Genomic DNA, 22,125 nt, shown 5'->3' with positions numbered 1-22,125 from the left:
AATTATCATTTCATTAATACTAAAGCAGTCTACGCATAAAAATCAATTGTTAATGAGATTAATTCTCAATTATATGTGCAACATGTCGCTCTCGACTCACGGCAACACAACAAGAGCCCACCACAAAACGAATAGCTAATTCATCGTTTGCGCCGCAGGTTGGGAAGTGACCTCATCTGAGGAGACGTTAGGTTCTGAGCTTGTGCTAACGATAAGCGCTGGATCAAACAGAGTCGCTTGGCGTAATGAGCGAAATGCCATCACCATCAACGCACCAATTCCCGTTGCACCCAAACCAAAAGTGAGGATCGACATCGTTGGTGCTAGCACTTTACCCAACGCCCCTAAACCGAGTGCTCCAATCGAGTCTCCCGATACATCTTGCGCCGTCCATAAGCTACTTACGCGGCCTAACAGATGATCTGGAGTGTGTCCTTGTACGATCGAATATTGAATCAAAGAAGCGACCGAACCCAAATAACCATAGCCAACTAAGATGAGAGCAAACCACCAAAAATTATTCACAAGCCCCATAGCCACAATCGCTAAAAATGAACCTAACGTCGCGTAGATTAAGACCATTCCTGGCTTTTGCGACTGTTTTACCCAACCTGAAGTCAGTGCGCCACACATCGCCCCCAACGGAATGGCCGAATACATCACACCTGCGTTAGCGGCAGTGCCATGAAATGAGACTAAAGCTAACGCAGGGAACATCACTCTAATCGCAGTTGCTAATGTTTCGAGTGTGCCAAACAGCACCACACAGCCAACCACTTTGTTTGAAAATAGAAATTGAACACCTTCATACAGTGATTGAAATGGATTCTCTGGCGAATGATGTTGCGGTTTCATCGAAGGTAATCTAAACAGTGGGATCAGCGTACAAAGCGTTCCAACAGAAGCCGCAATATAGTTCCAACTGACATCACCGACAGTGATCAGTAAGCCGCCAATCGCTGGTGAGAGAACCATACCTAATCGAACCGTTAACATGCTCAATGCGGCAGCTTCAGGTAATTTTTGTCGCCCAACAATGGTCGGTAAAGCAGCCATCAAGGCCGTCATACCCATAGCGCCAAAAAAACCATCCCACACCGAGAGTATATAGAGAGCCGCTAAGGAGGATTGCGCGACTATGCTATTGAATGCTAATGCAGCAAACCCAATACCACAGGTCGCGCGTGCGAACAAAATCAATCGACGGCGATCGTACTTATCGGCCAGTACGCCTCCTAGCAGCAGGCCAACAAACATCCCGATACCATCCAATGCCATGATAAGGCCTACCTGCAAGGTCGAACCGGTCATTTGATGTATCTGTATCGGCACTGCGACCGTCATCATGCCAAGAGCAAGCACTGACATCATGCGGGCCATAAAGACCATTCGGAAATGTGGGTTGTCTTTTAGTAGGCTAAAATCTAAAAATATATTCTTTATATTCATACTATTATCTATTCAAACCAGAATGTAATGCTTTCAAAACATCGCGAAGATTAAGACGAAACCAGCCTTGATACGCACTGGTTTCGTCGATGGTGGTTTTTGTTATTTTTTCAGTGCAGCCTTCGACTCCAGCAGCGTATTTAAACATTCGCCAATCTGGCGTACATTTTCTGGGGCCAAGATATCTTCATGTGAACAATCAAACTGATGCTTAATCAACTGGCCGACAAAAGATTGCCAATGAGCATCAATATCATAACCATCTGGCACGGTACGCTGCGCCACGAAAAGGTGGGCCGGACCTTGATAATCAGACGTTTGTGCCTGTGCAAGTAGACGTACCGCATCTTCATAGTTAGCGGTAATCTCATTGAACATCGCCAAACGTTGCTCATCTAATTCAATATCGGTTAGCTCATTGATGGCCAGAAACTGCTCTTTTTCACGCTCAATTTCGTACTGCTCTTCTTCATCCATCGGGCCATCCCAGTTCTGACCTTCCGGTGGATAGGTATCCAATAACCCTAAAAAGTGCACCTCTTCACCCTGCTGTTGAAGCTTCGCGGCCAATTTTTGTGCCACAATCCCGCCAAATGAATAGCCTAATAGATGGTAAGGTCCAAATGGCTGTACCTCTCTTAAGACGGGTAATAAACGATCACACACTTCTTCCATCGTTTCACTGGTCGCCATCGCTCCGCCGGGCCGAGGTGATTGCAAACCATAAATGGGATAATGTCCTGTCAGATATTTAGGTAGCCCTGTGTATTGCCAAGCAAAGCCAGAAGCAGAGTTGACGCAAAAAAGTGCTGGACCACTTCCGGCACGGATAGGCAGCACTTCGCCAAAACCAGCTAAGGTTGGGTCGTTAAAAGCATCTTCATCCAGTAACAAACTCGCCAGTTTCTCCACCGTAGGATTGACCATGATTTGACCAACTGTGACAGGTAGGTTTAGCGCTCTTCGAATATCTGCCGCTAATTTCATCGCCAGCAGTGAATGCCCGCCGAGCGTAAAGAAATCATCATCAGCAAACAGTGTTTCGACAGCTAATACTTGAGAAAATAGCGTCACCAATTGTGTTTCAAGGCCCGGATGAGCCTTGCGCCCTACCCGTACTGCGACGTCATTTGCCCGCGGTAATGCTTTTTTATCTAGCTTGCCGTTGGCGCTAAGCGGGTAGTGATCCAGTAACACGATAGCCGCCGGAACCATATGGGCTGGTAAATGTTCGGAAAGTTCAGCGCGTAGCTTCTCGCCATTCGTTACGCTCATATCATGCGCGATGACGTAACCGATAATTTGCCGTTCATCAGCGCCTAACATACCTGAATGAGTAGAGAGCGTCTGAGCACAGACCACCGCTTGTTTTACCGCAGGAAGTGCCTGTAATGCGCTTTCAATTTCACCCAGTTCCACACGCTGCCCGCGAATTTTTATCTGATCATCACTGCGTCCTAAATACTCAATCGAGCCACACGCTAACCAACGTACGACATCACCAGTGCGGTACATTCGCTCGCCACAAGTAAACGGATTGGCTATAAACCGATCCGCCGTTAACGCACTGCGATTAAAGTAACCGATGGCTAATTGCTCGCCGGCAAGATAGAGCTCGCCCGGCACACCGATTGGTACAGCTCTTAAAAAGCTATCGAGCACATAGACTTGGGTGTTCCATACCGGTAAACCAATCGGTGCACTACGGCCAACGCTTGCGTTTAATGCCTCGCCGTAAGCTGGATAATAAGTCACGTCAACCGCCGCTTCCGTCGGGCCGTACAAGTTATGCAGCGGTGCATTAATTCTACGTGCGTACTGATGGCAGAGCTCTTTCGCAAGCGCTTCACCTGAGCAAAATACTTGCTTGAGGCTTGGTGCTACGGTGAAACCCGTTGGGTGAGTTGCTTCAATTGAGGCCATAAAAGCTGCCAGCATTGAGGGTACAAAGTGCATCGTGGTCACGTGATAATCGTCAATTATTTGCAATAACCATTCAGGGTCTTTATGCGCTTCAGCCGGAGCCATCACTAAGCTCGCCCCTTCCAGTAAGGGCCAGAAAAACTCCCACACGGAGACATCAAAACTGCACGGCGTTTTTTGCAATACCATATCATCAGAGCTCAAAGGATATTGGTGCTGCATCCACTTCAATCGGTTGACAATCGCTTGATGAGAAACCAACACCCCTTTTGGGTTACCCGTTGAACCTGAAGTGTAAAGCAAGTAGGCCGCATTTGAGGGGGTAAGCCCATCTGCGCGGTTCTGCCGCTCTGCGCGCACGGGGGCTGGTAACTTATCCAACAACAATAGTGTCGCTAAACCTTCAAAACGTGAGGTGAATGAAGAGCAAGTGATGATCAGCGCAGGCTTAGCATCATTGATCATGTAGGCCAAGCGCTCATCTGGATAACCAACATCCAACGGTAAATAAGCCGCACCACATTCGATAATACTGTAGATCGCCAAGCTCAAGGTTGCGCTGCGTGGCAAGGCAACAGCGACAATATCCCCAGCCTTAACACCTTGCTGAAGCAGCAAATCGGCAATGGCGGCCACCTGCTCAGCCAGTGCTTGATAGGTAAAACGGTGCTCACTATCAATTAAAGCCAACTGATGTGGAGAACGTTGTTGCTGCGTGATCATCAAATCATGCAGTGTCGTGCGTTCAACGGCGGTTTTGGTCTGGTTGACGCGTTGCTGCAATTCAATTTCGCCACTTAACCGCAGATCCCATTCAGCGAAAGGCTTATCACTCGACACCATAAACTCATCCAGCATTTGCTCAAATCGTTGTACGATCTGTTTTGCTACGCCGACTCGGTCTCGATATTCAAACAGGATATGCAGTTGCTCTCCCGGTAAGACGAGAATGGTTAATGGATAATGGGTATAGCCACGATTGTGGATAGCCATTAATTTCGCGCCGCTAAAGTCTTGCTGGTACCAACGGCTATGATCTGGATAGTTTTCGACCACCAGCAAAGTATCAAAGAGTGTTTTTCCCCCCACCAGTTGCTGGATCTCACCCAAGCCAAGTTCATCGTGCTCCAGTAATTGGATTTGGATCGCTTGGTGCGCTTTTAATTGTTCACTCAAACTAAGGTGAGGTTGCAGTGTCACACGGACAGGCACGGTATTACTGAATAACCCTATCTGTTCATCAATACCGGCAATACGGCTGAACCGACCAGAGATTGGCGTACCAAAAACCACCTCTTCGCGGCCCGTCATGCTGGCGAGAATACTCGCCCAAAGGCCTTGCATTAAGGTGCTCATGGTTAAGCCATGATGTCGTAAACACTGATTTAACTGATCCGTTTTATGCTTTGATAGCCATAACTGATGCTCGTTAACTTCCTCGCTAAGCGGAATATCATCAAAAGCCATACTCGGCTGGACATCAGCTAATACTTTGCGCCAAAGCTCGGTCGCAACGGTTTTATCACGCTGCGTTAGCTGGCTCACAACATGAGCATAGCCGACGGTTACCGGAGGTAAATTCGAGACCCCTTGGGCGTATGCACTGAGAAAGTCATTCAATAAAATCGGCGTTGACCAGCCATCTACCACCAGATGATGTGCCGAAAGGAGCAGTGTGCTTTGCTGATCACCATGAAAAATCAACTGGGCCTGCAATAAGCTGTGGGTAGGATCGTTAAGGTCAAACTGGCGGCTTAGCTCTTGCTTCTCTAACTGATCAATCAACGCGCTTTGCTCATCACCACTCATATTTGTTATGTCATAACGTGTCAGTGGCCAGCTTGGGTTAACCTGCGTCATCACCTGTATGGTGCGCCCCAATATCGAACTATCAAATCGAGCGAGCAACTGCGGATGACGCCTAATCACCGCATTAAGCGCTTCGCTCACGCGATGTTCAGACAGTTGACCTTGGAAAGTAAGACGCGTGGTGGAGTTATAACTGCTATTTTTATCCCCTAATTGAGATTGGAACAGTAATCCTTCTTGCAAAGGCAATGCTGGCAGTACATCCGCTAACTTGCCATAGTGGTGTTGCAATAGGCTCGCTTGTCGCAGTGTGATTCCCGGCTCGGTATAGTCAGCAGGTACAGAGAGGTCCAACTCAGCACCATCGCTAACTTGTAGCGCTTGCTGTATTTTGAGCAGCTCACTTTCAATCTGTTGGCTCAGCGACACCATTTCCTGTTGGCTGAACAGATGAGCATTCCAAGACCAGTTGAGCACCAATCGCGGCGTTGCCGATTCTTCGACGAAAATATTTAGTTCTAAGGGATGCTGCAAAGCCCGTTCACTGTTTAAGGTGACGGCAAATGTATCGGCAAACTGCCCACTATATTGCTGTGGTGACCACTGACCATCGCTGCTTTGGAAACGGCCAAGGTAATTAAACAGCAATGACGGTTGGCGTGTATTCGCCAACGTGCGTAACTCATCTCGATACGGATTATCAAGATAGCGCAGCACCATATAACCTAGCCCTTTATCTTTCACACTGCGCTTACTTTGCTTCACTTCACGTAACCGCTCGCGGTAATCACCCTGCTTTGGCACGCTAATGATCAACGGATATTCGGTGGTAAACCACCCTAGGGTTTGATTGAGGTCGATCTCCTCTTTACACTCTTCACGGCCATGAGATTCGACGTTCACTTTAATCTCTTCACACCCATAAAGTCTTGCGATCGCCCCCGTGACCGCGGCTAATAGCATCTCTTCAATATCGAGATTCGTCTGGTGTGTGGGTAATTCCAATAACGGCTGCGTAACGGCATGAGAGAGTGGCGTACGCCAATGCGTCATGCGTATTTTATCGACAGGATCCTTGATGGGAGCAACAGCACGCTGTGCCTGCGCTCGCCAAAATGGCATTTGCGCAGCAGCGACCGCTAAATGTTGATACAGCGCTTTTGACCAACAATGGATACCGGTAACCTCATCAGAAATCACCGCCACTTCACCTGTGACTTGTGCTTGAGTTAATGCCTGCAACTGCGGAAGCAATATTCGCCAAGAGACACCATCGATAAGGAAATGGTGAGCAAGGATCATGAGACTTTTACGCCCACTGCGCTCCGTTATCATCATCAAGCGTAATAGCTGACCCGATGATATTGACATCGACTGACTACGCTGGCTAAACAGACTGTCCAACACGGGGCCATCTAGCCTCTCAAGCGAAACCGATTCAACCCAGTTTTTTACATCAAGATTTTGCAGCGCCTCAATATGGTATTGCTGCTCTTTTTGGACCAAGCGACACACGGAATGGTTGGCGACCAGTTGCACTAAACTGGCTTGCAAGTGCGCTAATTGGGTTTCGCTTTCCACCTCAACAAGCACACTTTGCACATAACTGGTTGTATTAGAAAATGTCTCCTCAAACCATTGCCACATAGGCAGAGGCCGAATAATGCCTTCTTGTTTCTCGCGCTGTTGCTGCTGTAGTGGCACCATTTGGCTCGCCATCATACCCAGTTGACGGGCTGCAAAAATAGCTTTGGGTCGTAGATCATAGCCCGCCGTTCGCAATCGCGTCCCAAGGCTCATTGCCGAAATACTGTCCCCGCCTAGGTTAAAGAAGTCATCTGACATTCCTACGTCACTGACACCGAGTAGCTCGGTGATCGCATAACATAACAACTGCTCTGGTTGGGTTATTGGGGCCACGCGTTCGCTACGCATGCCTGCCGAGTACTTAGGGAGCGCTTTTCTATCGATTTTCCCATTCACATTCAAAGAGAAAGCATCCAAGATCATCACATTGGCTGGCTGCATATAGTCAGGCAGCGCCTGTGCGATAAGACTTTGCAGTCTTTGCTCTGTGAACACGGGTTGAACTGACTCACCCTGAGCCCCTTTCTCTAAAGTACAGTAAGCCAATAAACGATGAGTATCGCCAACAGGCTCTGCTACGACTACCGTCGTATTAACACCATCAATCGCATTAATAGCACTTTCTACATCGCCCAATTCAATACGAAAACCGCGAATTTTGATTTGGTGATCACTCCGGCCAACAAAATCCAGTAACCCATTGTCTCGCCACTTCACCAAATCACCAGTGCGGTACATTATCTTGCCATACGCAAAGGGGTTCGCCACAAAACGTTCTGCTGTCATACTTGGCTGGTTGAGGTAGCCCTTTGCTAACCCCGCACCCGATAAATAAAGCTCACCCACCTCACCAATAGCGACAGACTCTAAATTTTCATCAAGCACGTAAACACAAGCACCGGCAATCGGTCGACCAATGACAGGCGATGCATCTGCATCAAGCGAAGCGCTGATCGCATCAACCGTAAATTCTGTTGGTCCATAAAAGTTTTCCACCAGCAGTTCGGGAAACTCACTCACACGGGACCAAAGCTTTTGTGGTATGGCTTCACTACCAATCAAAACTAACGTCGGCACGTGAGCGCTCGTCATTAATCCACTATCGAGCATTTGATCAAACAGTAAAGGCGGTAAATCAAGAGCATCGATATTATCTTCAGCAACACACTGGACCAGTTCGTAGGCGTCTTTCCGTTGTTCATCGTCATACAAATACATAGTATGGCCAGACAACATCCAGAGTACTTGCTCCCAAGAAGCATCGAAGGAGAATGACGTCGTATGCGCTGCACGAGCAGTAATAGCTTGTTCTGGTAACTGACGACGTGTCGCCAGTTTTCTGATGGCCGCAGAAAAAATCGAACCTTGATGAGAGCGCAGTAAATTCAACAGCGCTCCATGTGTGTTCATGACCCCTTTCGGGTGACCAGTCGAACCTGAAGTAAAGATGATATAAGCCACGTCGCTGTGACTGATCGTCGGTTTGAGTTGTGGCGCTGTGTGAATGCGAGCCAATTCAGGAAGAGCAATAAACCTAGGGACGTAGCTTATCGACGAATAAGCCATGTTTTGCTCATCCTCCTCCACAACTAAGCACCAAGGACGTGCTTGTTCAACAATCGATTCAATACGTTCAACGGGATAATCAAGATCGATAGGCAGATAAATCGCACCCGCTCGCAAAATAGCTAGCATAGTCACGACGCTTTCAGGCCCACGTCGTAACGCGACACCTGCAATATCACCTTGGCGCAAGCCCGCGGTAATCAGTTGATCCGCTCGAGTTTCAATGAGGTGATTGAAGGCATCAAATGTCCAACGCTGCTGTTTAAACACCAAGGCATCTTCGTTTGGCTTGCTCTCAATAGTCTGCTGCCATACATCCAGCACGGTTTGCTCTGTTTCATGTTCATGTTGTGGCCCCACCGACCACAAAGCAATCTGCTGCTTCTCGCTCGGCGGGATTAACTCTACCAAATCAAGTGGCTGTGTTGGATGGTTGGCAATCTGCTCTACCATCGCAACGAAACGAGCGGCATGAAGTTCTAATGACTCTTGGCTATATTTGGTGCTGTTGGCCGTGATATTAACACTCAGTGTCTGACCATCGAGCACTGGCGAAAATTCAATCTCATCAATCGGACCTGCCGAGAGGATATGTGTCTCAGTCACTACGCCAGATAAATTCAGTGCAGCTTCAAAGGGTTTAAAGTTGAGTATCGGGCCATAGAGCGGCTGGCCTACTAATCCCAGATCGCGTTGGATCTGCTCAGCGTCATACATCTGGTGGCGACGAACTTGGCGGATGGTTTTATTCATCTCTCGCGCCACATCAATAATGCTCATTTGTGGATGAAGTGACAGCGCCACCGGCAGTACATTCACTACCGCACCAGCGGCACAAGTGGCGGCATTGCCCATTCGGCGCATAAAGGGGACACCCACACACACTTGCTCTTGCCCAGAATGTAAATGGAGATAAGCAAATACCATCGCCATCGCAAGCTCGGCGGGTAACAACTGTGGACTATAGCGAGTTAACCACTCTCCACCGATTAATGGCACGGTGTGAGTGATCATGCTCGAGGATGTATTGGCTGCGCTACCTGTGGTGAGCAAAATAACATTGGGTAAATGAGCCGCTTGCGTTTGCCAAAAGTCATACGCCTGCTGGCGCGCTGCCGAGTCTAAAAATTGCTGATATTCTTGAATTACATCACTAAAAGCGCTGAACTCTTGAGGTTTCGCAGCGCCAATCCGCCAATGGTTATAAAGTTGGCAGATGTATTGACTGATGGTATTCACGCTGAACCCATCCACATCAATATGATGGTAACGTTGATACCAAAACCATTGCGGTGCATTGCTTGAACCAACATCAATTAAACAGTGTCGGAAACGCCTCTTTCTTACTGAAATGTCCAACCGCTGCGCAAGATCGTGCTTCATCCACTCCCGAGCCGACTCTTCTGGCAAGGCGGCTTGTGAAAAGTCGAGGATTTCAAGCCACTGCCCTTCTTCATCCGCTGGATAAAACTGCTGCCTCACGCTGCCATCGCTCTCTAAATAATGGCAGTGAAGGGAATCAACGCCTTGCAAGCCGATGGCTACCGCGTTTGAAAATAACTCAATATCGATTTGACCTTGAATCACCACGTAGTGGGCAACATTAAATTGCTCTGGATTGGGCATCATCTGCTCGGCAAACCAAATACCTTGCTGTGTGCCGATAAGAGGCCACTGATCCTCTTGCACTGATGAGTTGTGCATCTCTTTATTCCTAACAAAAGTCATTGCCTATGTCCCTTTTTGTTACCCCGCTTAACAAGCATGAATGAACAGCGCCGCTATTGCAGGAGTCAAAACTCGTTTGGTTTAAGCTCGAATATCTAACCACTGAGCTTCGATGTAGTTGCAACACTCTTGTTTTGACCTCGGTCCAAGGATGGCTTGCCAACCAGCGGGAATGGCTTTGAATTCTGGCCATAAACTGTATTGATTATGCGAATTGATCAGCACTAAAAATTGATGCTTAGATTCATCAAAAGGGTTGGTGTATTTTTCTGACATATTTCTCTCTACCGCTGAAAATTAAAGATAAGGTTCTAAAACATATGACAAGCCATCGATGATCCCGCCGCGCCAACAGAGTCGATCGTGACCGCCGTCAAACAGACGAAATTGAATTCGATGCTGTTGTGAAGCCAATTGTTGGTATAGATCTCGACTTAAATCGATCATGATGTCTTCGCCGCTACCCACTTCGAGGAAAAGCGTAAGACGTGAATTGGCACCTAAACCTTGATGTACCTCTTGGCTCATTTTGCTGAATCGCGAGTCGCTTTTCGGTGGACAATATTCACTGGGGGGTTTAACGATCGAGAAATCGGGCCACCAAAATGAACCCGATTGACAAACCACAGAACCGAATCGCTGCGGCCAGTGTAATGCCGCGTACATTGCCGCTAAGCCTCCTAAACTCTGGCCTACGATCACCGTTTGGTCTGCATCGCGGGTTACTCTGACGCGCTCGTTAATCGAGGGGAGTAACTCCTCCATCACGGCTTGCCAAAACAGCGGATTACAGCTGAGATCATCACTGCGTTGTTGAGCGCTAATTTCATCAATCAACACATATAGCGCCGCTGGAAGCTTTCCACTGTGGGTCGCCTGTGAAAGAGCCTCATAAACCGGCATCGATTGAGACCAAAAACGGCCATCCAGTATCAATACCAAAGGTAACGGCTCAGTGGTGGGTCTTTGCGCGGTCGAATAAAGCCAAATCTCACGCGATGTACCGAGCAAAGTGCTGCGCCAAGTAAAGGTCGAATCAGCACTTTTGAAGCACTGACCTTGCGCTGAATCGAAACCGAGCCACTCTGTTTGCGTAAGCGCTTTAGGCATATGACAAGGTGTTTTCGCGCGCCCCCACTCGCATTTTGACAAATCATTTTGAGCCAGTGGATCAGCGCAACTCAGTGGAAAAATGGAGCGTAGCCATTGCCGATGTTGGTGGCGCATTGCATCGTATGAACCTTGGTAACTCGGCTGCACTAACGCTTCTGGGACAGGAATAAAAGAGTACCCTCCTCGCCAACTCTGTTTGACGCTACCGATATAAAACCACACATCGGTATTATCGACATGAGTAAACTTCGCCATCGAAAAACTGTGATGATCGGTGACACCATTAATATCAACGTAGATCGCTTGATTTGCGGCCACACTCGGCTTCGACCCACGCCATAAAAAAAGCACTTTTGCATATTCGCCATTTATTTCAATTACATAAGGCATGCCGATCGATTGCACATGTGCCCACCAAAGCTCGTCACCGATAGAGCCGCCCTCTTGAATAAAACAGGCCAACACCCCATTGAGCTCAGCCCTCTCTTGTGAGCTCTCCTGATTAACAATCATTACTAAAACCACCCCATATCAAGCCTAGTATTTTTGAAACATAGAAACTAAGTAGCATAAAACTGCATTGATGATATTGCAAATAATAACAATTATCATTAACATTACAACCAGCAACAGTTGATTCGATAATGGTTGCAGCAACATCATTTTTTCTATTAAGGAACTTTTAGGTCATGAAGCCCATGGATATGAATAACGGTAATGGTAAGGCAGTCAGAAATATCAATAAGACTCAACTCGCCACACTGATTGGCATCCTCTGCGTGAGTACTAGCGCAAATGTTGTCGCGGAACAGCTCGAAAAAAAAGAGCCGCAGAGAAAGCAAGATACTGTGGTTGTCGTGGGTGAGAAATTGGGAGGAACACTGGCCGAAAACACCAGTTCGCTCACCCTATTCACCGATGAAGTGGATGATGGTGAAAGCCGAGATTACTACGATCTGCTCGACCGCGTACCAAACGTACTCAATGCACCGTCGGGCATTCCACACATTCGTGGGGTCGATGGACGTGGCCCTGGCGAAGGTTTTCTGACCTTCATGACAGGCGCAACACCTCGCGTCAATACAACGGTAGACGGCGTGTCTGAATCTTGGTCTGGAGAAGCGTTTGGCAAAGCTGGACTGTGGGATACAGAACAAGTGGAAGTCTATAAAGGGCCACAATCCACCAACCAAGGCCGCAATAGTATTGCCGGTGCGGTTGTGATCAAAACTAAGGATCCAACGTTCCACCGTGAGGGTAAAGTTCGCGCTGGTTATGAAAATGAAGACAGTAAATATCATCTCGCAGGGGTCGTGTCGGCACCTCTGGTTGAAGATACTTTAGCGTTTCGTCTTGCCGCCGAAGGTACCAAAGGCAATACCCCTATCGATTACTCTCTGCCTAACGGCGATCAGTACCCTTGGGATCCTTCCGAGCTCGAATCCTATAATGTCCGTGGTAAATTATTGTGGAAACCTCAAGGAAATGACAAGCTAACAGCCAAGCTAACGGTTGGTAGCCGTAATGAAGAGGGGCAATACACCAACTTCGTTACCAAGCCGGGCACACTTGAACTGCATAGCAAAAGTGGCACGCGTCGCCAAGAAACCAAAAGCTGGAATATCAACCTAGACGTCAATTATGTGATTAATGATGAACTGACAACGGATATTTTAGTCGCCCATCGTAACTACACCACCAAGTTCAAAGCTTACCCTCTAACTGACTGGTATGGTGATGTGGATGAAGATAATTACACTGCAGAAGCAAAGCTTACATATCAATCAATTGATGGAAAGTACAATGCGATTCTAGGCCTAGCCAGCTTCTTCAAAGATCAATACACCGAAACAGATTCATTAAAACGTAAAGATGAAGTTTTAACCAACTCAATCTACTTTGACTCAAGAATTCGTTTGGATAATCGCTGGCAGCTATTATTAGGTGCACGTTATGAAAGAGATGAACTGAAGCGAGATTTCGATCACGCTACCCTACCACTCGATTTTAAAGCCGATGAAGATGACGGCATCCTATTGCCTAAGATTGGTTTATTACTTGATGTCTCAGATCACTCAACTCTCGGTCTTACGGCCCGTAAAGGCTACAATGCCGGTGGATTAGGCTATAACGAGTACAAAGAAGAAGTTTTTGTTTTTGAACAAGAAAAAGTCTGGAGCTACGAGCTAAGTTCTCGTTCAAGCTTCCTGGATGACAAGCTGGATCTTACTGCTAACCTGTTCTACAACGACTACAAAAATTATCAAACTTCGGTCTCTGGTGACAGCGGAAAACGCTTCGACACCTATATCACCAATATACCGAAAGGGAAAACTTACGGTACGGAAGTTGAAGCCTCTTACTGGTTTGATTCTGGGCTCGACCTGTTTGCGTTTGTCGGTCTTCTTAAAACGGACATCAGCGAAGGACCAACTGGTACCTCTACCAATCTCTCAGGCAATGAGTTCAGTTACGCTCCTAAACTGTCTGCAGGTGCGGGCTTTACTCAACACTTAGATTCCGGTCTATTTTTTGGTGCTCGTGTTAACCACGTTTCCGATTACTATACCGATTTAGCCAACACAGAGAGTAAAACGGCTGGCGATTACACCGTGTTCAATCTGAATGCAGGTTACACTCTCAACGATTTGACTATTCGCGCTTACGTGAAAAACGTCACTGATGAAGAGTACGTGATTCGCCAGAAAAGTGATCTCTACGAAGTCGGCGGTCCACGCACCTTTGGCATAGTCGCTGATTACCAGTTCTAGTTAGTCACTCTGACTCACTCTCCTAGACATCAACACTTTGTTTTTGACTGGGGGAGTGATTTTTCACTCAATCTGAGATAAACGTCACCACGCAGGCGACGCATCGAACAAGTTCACTCACTCGATAGGTAAAATAGGCATGCTCATCATTCCAAACTGGCCATCTTTCATCCAATACCACCAGCTTGAAGTGAAGTATCTACCTGAATACAAAAATAAACTTGAAGAGCAAGGGATTTCCCTACCCTCTTCTTTAAACCAAGCCGTGCTAAAGCGCCATTGTGAATTTTTAGCTGGCAGGATGTGTGCAAAACACTGCCTAACCAAACTGGATCAATCACAGTCGCTAACGTTGGAGATTGGCAAGGGGAATCAAGCGGTTTGGCCGCAAAATATCGTAGGCTCAATATCCCATTGCCATGGCTACGCTATCGCAGCCGCCACTCACCAGACTAAAGCGTGTGCCGCTCTTGGTATTGATATTGAACAACTCATACGAGATGAATGGCTCAGTGATATTCGCCAGCAAGTAATGACACCCGCAGAGCACATTTTTGCTCATCACTTTGCCCAATTAGCGAGCTTTATTACGTTGATTTTTTCCGCGAAGGAATCGATTTATAAAGCCATTTATCCATGGGTTGAACAGGTTCTTGATTTTCACGTGGTAGAACTGATCCATGTTGACAAACACGCCAAACGACTCATTTTTCAGATTCACACTGATCTTCATCTTTTTTTAAACCCGTCATGCACAATCAGCGTTGGTTACCACTGGCCTGACAGTGAGTATGTACTGACTTGGTGTTATTTAAGTCAAGCCCATTTTTCGACACATAAAAAATAGCCGGCTGACACTGCTTTATAACGCCCCATATCAACCTAATACTGGCGTAGCAGCGTACAAAATTCCGTCAAAGGTATAAAACCTTATCTTTCCTTGGTTGTTATTCGCTTGGCAAAGCACGATAATCACCAGATCGGAACTTAAGACTTATATAACTATGACCGAATATTTTTTGTTATTAATCGGCACTGTGCTGGTCAATAACTTTGTACTGGTAAAGTTTCTAGGGCTATGTCCTTTCATGGGCGTATCAAAAAAACTAGAAACCGCAATAGGGATGGGGTTAGCGACGACTTTCGTGCTAACTCTAGCGTCAGTGTGTGCGTATTTAGTAGAAAGCTATGTTCTTAAACCATTAGGTATTGAGTACTTACGCACCATGAGCTTTATTTTAGTGATCGCCGTGGTGGTGCAGTTCACCGAAATGGTGGTACACAAAACCAGCCCAACGTTATATCGCCTGCTCGGGATTTTCCTTCCTCTTATCACCACCAACTGTGCGGTACTTGGGGTTGCGCTTCTCAACATCAACGAAAATCATAACTTCATTCAATCCATTATTTATGGTTTTGGTGCCGCGGTTGGGTTCTCATTGGTATTGATTCTGTTTGCTTCCATGCGCGAACGCATCGGCGTAGCCGACGTACCAACGCCCTTCAAAGGCGCATCAATTGCTATGATAACCGCAGGTCTTATGTCACTCGCCTTCATGGGTTTTACAGGATTGGTGAAGTTGTAATATGAGCACAATACTCATCGCTATTCTTGCACTTGTCGCATTGGCCGCTGTGTTTGGCGCTATCTTAGGTTTTGCCTCTATCCGCTTTAAAGTAGAAGCCGATCCTATCGTCGATCAGATTGATGCGATTTTACCGCAGACACAATGCGGTCAATGTGGCTATCCGGGCTGTCGCCCTTATGCACAAGCCATTGCCAATGGCGATAAAATCAATAAATGCCCGCCCGGCGGCCAAGCAACCATTGAAAAATTGGCTGACTTAATGGGCGTTGAAGCCGAAGAGTCTGCACATGATCTTGATAATAAGGTCAAAACCGTTGCCTTCATTCATGAAGATATGTGCATCGGTTGTACAAAATGCATTCAAGCTTGTCCCGTAGATGCCATTGTTGGTGGAACTAAGGCTCTGCATACCGTGATCAAGTCAGAATGTACTGGCTGTGATCTGTGTGTTGCTCCCTGCCCAACGGACTGTATTGAAATGATCCCGGTAGAAACTACGACCGATACTTGGAAGTGGCAAATGAACGCGATTCCTGTTGTTGATGTTACCGACTCTGCCCCACGTGCGCAGAAAAGCGTGAATTAAGGATTGGCATGTTGTCATTAATAGAACAAATCAAAGCTGGCACTCTCTGGAACTTCCCAGGAGGCATTCACCCGCCAGAAAATAAACAGCAGTCAAATCAAACGGCACTGACTCATGCCGGTATACCGCAAGAAATTGTATTGCCACTCAAACAGCATATTGGCCGAGCCGGTGATTTATTGGTCAGCGTTGGCGATAAAGTACTCAAAGGCCAACCACTAACACAATACACCTCAACCTTCATGTTGCCTGTACACGCTTCAACCTCTGGCATCATTACCGCCATTGAACCGCGCACCACGGCGCACCCTTCTGGGTTAAGTGAAATGTGTATTGTCATCACGCCTGATCAACAAGATGAGTGGGCAGTGCGCGCACCACTGGCTGATTATCGACAACACTCCCCAGAGCAATTGATTGAAATCATTCGTCAAGCTGGCATCTCTGGGTTGGGCGGCGCCGGTTTTCCTACTGCAAAAAAAATGCAATCAGGCCTCGCTCGCACTGATATTTTGATCATCAACGCCGCCGAATGTGAACCTTACATCACGGCCGATGATGTACTCATGCAGCACCATGCCGCAGAGATCATCGATGGGATCAGTATTGTAGAGCACATTCTTAGGCCCAAATTAACCATCATCGGTATTGAAGATAACAAACCAGAAGCAATTCAAGCGTTAGAAGCCGCCGCAATACATAAAGACATCGTGATCCGCGTGATCCCAACCAAATACCCTTCAGGTGGTGAAAAGCAGTTAATTAAATTGCTGACCAACCAAGAAGTGCCTGCGGGTAAAATTCCAGCCGATATTGGCTTGATGGTACAAAATGTTGGCTCTATCTACGCGATTAAACGCGCCGTCATGGATGGCGAACCCCTGATTAACCGCGTAGTCACCTTAACGGGCAATACGTTTAAACAGCCCCGGAATGTCTGGGTTTTATTAGGCACACCCGTACAATATTTACTCGAACAATTTGGCTATAAGGCAGATAAAAAATTACCGCGTCTTATCATGGGCGGCCCGATGATGGGGTTCACCCTGCCTCATTCACAAGTTCCGATCACCAAAACCACCAACTGCATTCTGGCACCCACTCGTAAAGAGATTGCCTCTTCACAAAATGAAATGGCCTGCATTCGCTGTGGTCAGTGCGCGGAAGCCTGCCCGGCCTCCTTATTACCTCAGCAACTGTTCTGGCACGCGAAAGCGGAAGAATATGATAAGTGTGAAGAACTGAACCTCAAAGATTGCATTGAGTGCGGGGCTTGTGCTTATGTTTGCCCCAGTGAAATTCCATTGGTGCAATACTATCGTCAAGCCAAGGCCGAGATAAAAACTCGCCAACAAGAATCAGAAGCCGCTGAACGTGCCAGAGTACGTTTCGAAGAGAAAAAAGCACGTTTAGAACGCGATAAAGCCGATCGCGAGAATCGTTTCAAAAAAGCAGCCGATGAACGTCGTCAAGAGATGACACAAACAGGCGGCGACGATGCGATTGCGGCGGCCATTGCTCGCGTTCAAGCGCAAAAAGCACAAACAGAAAACAACCCAAGCACCGTAAAACCCGCCGTTGCTGCGGCTATTGCTCGCGCTAAAGCCAAGCAAGCCGAAGCACTGCAAGCAGGTCAAGTCGAGCCAGATAACGCTGAAATGGTTAAATTGCGCGAAGAGCGCAAACGTCAAGCTCGCGAGAAAAAAGCGCAGCAAACCAGTGCTGATGCACCACCAGCAGAAACTGGTGATAATAAAAAAGCAGCAGTCGCTGCCGCTATTGCTCGCGCCAAAGCGCGCAAAGCAGAACAGCAAACGGCGCCGAGTGAACCCCAGCCAACACTTGAACCTGCACCTGCTCAACCTGAGGATACAAAAAAAGCGGCAGTCGCGGCTGCCATTGCTCGCGCAAAAGCGCGTAAAGCAGAACAGCAAACGGCGCCGAGTGAACCCCAGCCAACGCTTGAACCTACACCAACTCAACCTGAGGATGCCAAAAAAGCGGCAGTCGCTGCTGCCATTGCTCGCGCGAAAGCACGCAAGGCAGAGCAGCAAACGGCTCCGAGTGAGCCTCAGCCAACGCTTGAACCTGCACCTACTCAACCTGAGGATGCCAAAAAAGCGGCAGTCGCTGCCGCCATTGCTCGCGCAAAAGCGCGCAAAGCAGAGCAGCAAACGGCGCAGAGTGAACCTCAGCCAACGCTTGAACCTGTGCCTGCTCAACCTGAGGATGCCAAAAAAGCGGCAGTCGCTGCCGCCATTGCCCGCGCGAAAGCACGCAAAGCCGAGCAGCAAACAGCACAAGCGAAAAACAATCATAATTCTGAGGAGAATAATTAGTGGCCTTTTTTATTGCCAGCTCCCCCCATGCACACAGCAAACGCAGCACATCAGAACTGATGAAGTGGGTCGCCTTGTGCGCCTTACCGGGGCTTATCGCGCAAAGCTACTTCTTTGGTTGGGGTACTCTCATTCAACTGATGCTCGCTATCATCATCGCTTTGGCTTTTGAATCTGCCGTTATGCTACTGCGTAAGCGCTCACCACTGTTGGCAATCAAAGATTACAGCGCCGTGGTCACCGCTTGGCTTCTGGCCATTGCCATTCCTCCGATGTCCCCTTGGTGGGTTATCTTTATTGGCCTTATTTTTGCCATCATTATTGCAAAACACTTATACGGCGGACTAGGACAAAACCCATTCAACCCCGCCATGATTGCTTATGTGGTTTTGCTTATCTCTTTCCCTATGCAGATGACCAGTTGGATTGCTCCAACGGAATTAGCCCCGGATCCAATCTCGTTTAGTGATGCATTTTCACTTATTTTCAGTGGCTTCAACGTAGAAGGTTTATCACTACAACAAATCCGAACGGGTATCGATGGTGTCACTATGGCCACCCCATTGGACGCCGTAAAAACCGGATTACATAATGGTGAGACTCTGCATGAAGCGATGAGCCAGCCTCAATTTAGTGGGTTAGCTGGGCTTGGCTGGGAATGGGTTAACCTTGCCTATTTAGCTGGCGGCTTATTATTGATCAAACTACGTGTGATCAACTGGCATATCCCGATTGCGGTGCTGTGTGGTTTAGTAATGGCAAGTGCTTTCACTGCGCTTATTGAACCGGGAGCAACCGCCTCACCCTTGTTTCATTTGCTCTCGGGCGCGACTATGCTCGGCGCTTTTTTCATCGCAACCGATCCAGTCACCGCTTCCACAACCGTCAAAGGTCGCTTAATTTACGGCGCATTTATTGGCATGATGATTTTCATTATCCGCAGTTGGGGAGGCTTCCCTGACGGGGTAGCCTTCGCTGTATTACTTGCCAACATGTGTGTCCCACTGATTGATTACTACACTAAACCTCGAACCTACGGGCATTAAGGAGCGCTATGTTAACCGCCATTCGCAATAACGGTTTGATTCTCGCTATCTTTGCCTGTGCTTCAACAGGTGTTGTAGCGTTAACCCAATACCTAACAAAAGATCAAATAACCAAGCAAGAGCAGATTCAACTGCAATCGATTTTAAACCAAGTGATCCCGCACAGTTTGCACGACAACGAACTGTACAAATCCTGTACACTGGTGACTGATCCTGCACTTGGTACAGACCAACCTATGCACGCTTATATTGCCACACAAAACGGTGAACCGAGTGGACTGGCTATTGAAGCCATCGCACCTGATGGCTATAACGGCGCGATCAAGGTAATTATTGGCATCAAGCACGATGGCACCATCACAGGGACTCGCGTTCTGTCTCATCAAGAAACACCGGGGTTAGGTGACAAAATAGATTTACGCGTCACTGATTGGATATTGAGCTTTACTGGCAAGCAAGTCACTGAGCAAAATATCGAGACTTGGAAAGTGCGCAAAGATGGGGGACAATTTGATCAGTTTACTGGAGCGACGATTACGCCGCGAGCCGTCGTCAAAGCGGTGAAAAATACCGCTCAGTTTGTGAATCAACATCGAGAAGCACTATTAGCACAACCTTTTGACTGTAAAGGAGCCAGCAATGAGTGATCATAAGACACTGATTAAAAACGGGATGTGGAGCAACAACCCTGCGCTCGTTCAACAACTTGGACTGTGCCCTTTACTAGCGGTTTCTTCCACTGTCACGAATGCGCTAGGTTTAGGCGTTGCGACATTGCTGGTTCTCGTCTGTTCAAATGTCACCATCTCATTAGTACGAGATTATGTCCCCAAAGAAGTTCGTATTCCTGTGTTTGTGATGATCATCGCCGCACTAGTAACTTGCGTACAACTGTTAATGAATGCCTACGCTTACGGCCTGTACCTATCGCTAGGGATCTTCATTCCTCTGATTGTGACCAACTGTATCATCATCGGTCGCGCCGAAGCATTTGCCTCAAAAAATGCAGTGTTGCCTTCAGCACAAGATGGATTTTGGATGGGCATGGGAATGACCACTATTCTGGTCATTTTGGGCGCACTGCGTGAAGTAATTGGCAATGGCACACTGTTTGATGGTGCTGATTTATTACTAGGTCATTGGGCAACCATTTTACGCATTGAGGTCTTCCATTTTGACAACAGCTTCTTGCTTGCGCTCTTGCCGCCTGGAGCGTTTATTGGTGTTGGCTTTTTGATTGCAGCTAAAAATATCATCGATAAAAATCTGGCTGCTCGCCAACCTAAAGAACAAAAGCCCGTCATAGAACGAGCACGCGTCACTAACGCTTAGCGAAATCATAAGGAAGTTTTCCAAACGATGAATAATGTCAAACGAGTCGAGATCCTCGAGCGCTTACGGGCCAATAACCCGAAGCCAGAAACCGAGCTTAAATGGAGCACACCGTTTGAGTTACTGATCTCAGTACTGCTTTCCGCTCAAGCGACTGACGTCAGCGTTAATAAGGCCACTGACAAACTTTACCCTATTGCTAATACGCCACAAGCCATCTTTGATCTTGGCGTTGATGGGCTAAAGCAATACATCAAAACCATTGGTTTATTCAATTCCAAAGCAGAAAACGTCATAAAAACTTGCCGTATATTATTGGATCAATACGCAGGAGAAGTGCCAGAGAGCCGTGAAGCATTAGAATCGCTGCCCGGCGTTGGCAGAAAAACGGCCAATGTGGTATTGAACACCGCTTTCGGATGGCCAACCATCGCCGTTGACACGCATATTTTCCGTGTTTCAAATAGAACCAAGTTTGCGGTGGGTAAAAACGTTGATGAAGTGGAACAAAAGCTGCTCAAAGTCGTCCCTAAAGAATTCAAAGTTGATGTTCATCATTGGTTGATCTTACATGGTCGCTACACCTGTGTCGCAAGAAAGCCGCGTTGTGGCAGTTGTATCATTGAAGATCTTTGCGAATTCTCTGATAAAACTGACCTATAAAATTTAACCAGATCCCCAAAAGACTCAACTCTGCAAGTAGGCAGTAAGTAAACGAATTCCTTTGAACATAGATAAACTCTGTGATTGGAGTGGGTGAACGTAAGCCAACATCATCGCCACAGTGGTCGGGTGGAGATAGATATTTCATCAGAAAGTTAGGAGCTCAACATGTCAAATAGTCGTATTTTGCACACCATGCTACGCGTAGGCGATTTAGAAAAATCGATCGCGTTTTACACCAAGGTCATGGGTATGCAACTGCTTCGTACTAATGAAAATACAGAATACAAATACACATTGGCATTTCTGGGTTATGGCGATGAATCTCAGGGTGCGGTGATCGAACTGACCTATAACTGGGGCACCACAAGCTATGACCTAGGTAATGCTTTTGGCCACATCGCGATTGGTGTTGAAGATGTGTATACCACCTGTGACGCGATTAAAGCGGCTGGAGGTAATGTGACCCGTGAAGCTGGCCCAGTAAAAGGTGGCACCACGCATATCGCTTTTGTGAAAGATCCTGATGGTTACATGATTGAACTTATCCAAAACAAACAAGCATCAGCAGGTTTAGAAGGATAAGTCTCTTTGCGGCATCGGCTAGTTATATAAACTAGATGC

Annotated in this window: 14 protein-coding genes; 10 read left to right on the top strand and 4 right to left on the bottom strand. The window is 47.3% G+C overall.

All coding sequences use genetic code 11. The features are described from left to right. Positions 1-135 precede the first annotated feature (135 nt). The 4 genes from vabS to vabH form a co-directional block, all read right to left on the bottom strand. Positions 136-1,449 (bottom strand): vanchrobactin export MFS transporter VabS, encoded by a 1,314-nt coding sequence (gene vabS, locus AACQ75_RS10730; protein ID WP_170888624.1) that lies wholly within the window; start codon positions 1,447-1,449, stop codon positions 136-138. A 102-nt stretch (positions 1,450-1,551) separates the two neighbouring features. Further along, positions 1,552-10,038 carry a vanchrobactin non-ribosomal peptide synthetase VabF gene (vabF, locus tag AACQ75_RS10725; protein ID WP_170888690.1) on the bottom strand — a complete coding sequence of 2,829 codons (8,487 nt, stop codon included), beginning with the start codon at positions 10,036-10,038 and terminating at the stop codon, positions 1,552-1,554. A 105-nt stretch (positions 10,039-10,143) separates the two neighbouring features. After that, positions 10,144-10,338: an MbtH family protein gene (locus AACQ75_RS10720; protein WP_013857274.1), complete on the bottom strand. Its 195-nt coding sequence runs from the start codon at positions 10,336-10,338 to the stop codon at positions 10,144-10,146. Positions 10,339-10,359: 21 nt separating this feature from the next. Then, the gene (vabH, locus tag AACQ75_RS10715) at positions 10,360-11,700 is read right to left on the bottom strand and encodes a vanchrobactin esterase VabH (RefSeq protein WP_170888623.1); all 1,341 of its coding nucleotides are present in this window, start codon (positions 11,698-11,700) and stop codon (positions 10,360-10,362) included. 164 nt (positions 11,701-11,864) lie between these two features. Between vabH and fvtA the strand changes: the two genes are divergently transcribed. The 10 genes from fvtA to gloA all read left to right on the top strand — a co-directional run bounded on the left by fvtA (position 11,865) and on the right by gloA (position 22,086). Then, the gene (gene fvtA, locus AACQ75_RS10710) at positions 11,865-13,946 is read left to right on the top strand and encodes a TonB-dependent siderophore vanchrobactin receptor FvtA (RefSeq protein WP_170888622.1); all 2,082 of its coding nucleotides are present in this window, start codon (positions 11,865-11,867) and stop codon (positions 13,944-13,946) included. A gap of 139 nt (positions 13,947-14,085) precedes the next feature. Further along, entirely contained in the window at positions 14,086-14,793 is a 708-nt protein-coding gene (locus AACQ75_RS10705; protein WP_170888621.1) for a 4'-phosphopantetheinyl transferase family protein, read from the top strand. Between the two features lie 157 nt (positions 14,794-14,950). Further along, positions 14,951-15,532 carry an electron transport complex subunit RsxA gene (rsxA, locus tag AACQ75_RS10700; RefSeq protein WP_010318463.1) on the top strand — a complete coding sequence of 194 codons (582 nt, stop codon included), beginning with the start codon at positions 14,951-14,953 and terminating at the stop codon, positions 15,530-15,532. Position 15,533: 1 nt separating this feature from the next. Further along, positions 15,534-16,121 (top strand): electron transport complex subunit RsxB, encoded by a 588-nt coding sequence (gene rsxB / locus AACQ75_RS10695; RefSeq protein ID WP_094165735.1) that lies wholly within the window; start codon positions 15,534-15,536, stop codon positions 16,119-16,121. Between the two features lie 8 nt (positions 16,122-16,129). Continuing rightward, a complete protein-coding gene (gene rsxC, locus AACQ75_RS10690) occupies positions 16,130-18,460 on the top strand; it encodes an electron transport complex subunit RsxC (RefSeq protein ID WP_170888620.1) in 2,331 nt (776 codons plus the stop codon). Further along, positions 18,460-19,506, top strand: coding sequence for an electron transport complex subunit RsxD (rsxD, locus tag AACQ75_RS10685; protein WP_170888619.1), 1,047 nt, complete (start codon positions 18,460-18,462; stop codon positions 19,504-19,506). The genes rsxC and rsxD overlap by 1 nt, the downstream gene beginning before the upstream one ends. Positions 19,507-19,514: 8 nt before the next feature. Continuing rightward, positions 19,515-20,153: an electron transport complex subunit RsxG gene (gene rsxG / locus AACQ75_RS10680; RefSeq protein WP_013857283.1), complete on the top strand. Its 639-nt coding sequence runs from the start codon at positions 19,515-19,517 to the stop codon at positions 20,151-20,153. Then, positions 20,146-20,838: an electron transport complex subunit E gene (locus AACQ75_RS10675; RefSeq protein ID WP_010318468.1), complete on the top strand. Its 693-nt coding sequence runs from the start codon at positions 20,146-20,148 to the stop codon at positions 20,836-20,838. Before rsxG ends, AACQ75_RS10675 begins: the two co-directional genes overlap by 8 nt. A 27-nt stretch (positions 20,839-20,865) precedes the next feature. After that, positions 20,866-21,501, top strand: coding sequence for an endonuclease III (nth, locus tag AACQ75_RS10670; protein ID WP_064624814.1), 636 nt, complete (start codon positions 20,866-20,868; stop codon positions 21,499-21,501). A 168-nt stretch (positions 21,502-21,669) separates the two neighbouring features. Beyond that, complete coding sequence (gene gloA, locus AACQ75_RS10665; RefSeq protein WP_013857285.1) at positions 21,670-22,086, top strand: lactoylglutathione lyase; 417 nt, start codon at positions 21,670-21,672, stop codon at positions 22,084-22,086. The last annotated feature ends 39 nt before the right edge of the window (positions 22,087-22,125 follow it).

The organism is Vibrio sp. B1-2, from assembly GCF_963888445.1.
GTDB lineage: Bacteria > Pseudomonadota > Gammaproteobacteria > Enterobacterales > Vibrionaceae > Vibrio > Vibrio anguillarum.
This window is presented reverse-complemented; position numbering and strand designations above follow the sequence as displayed.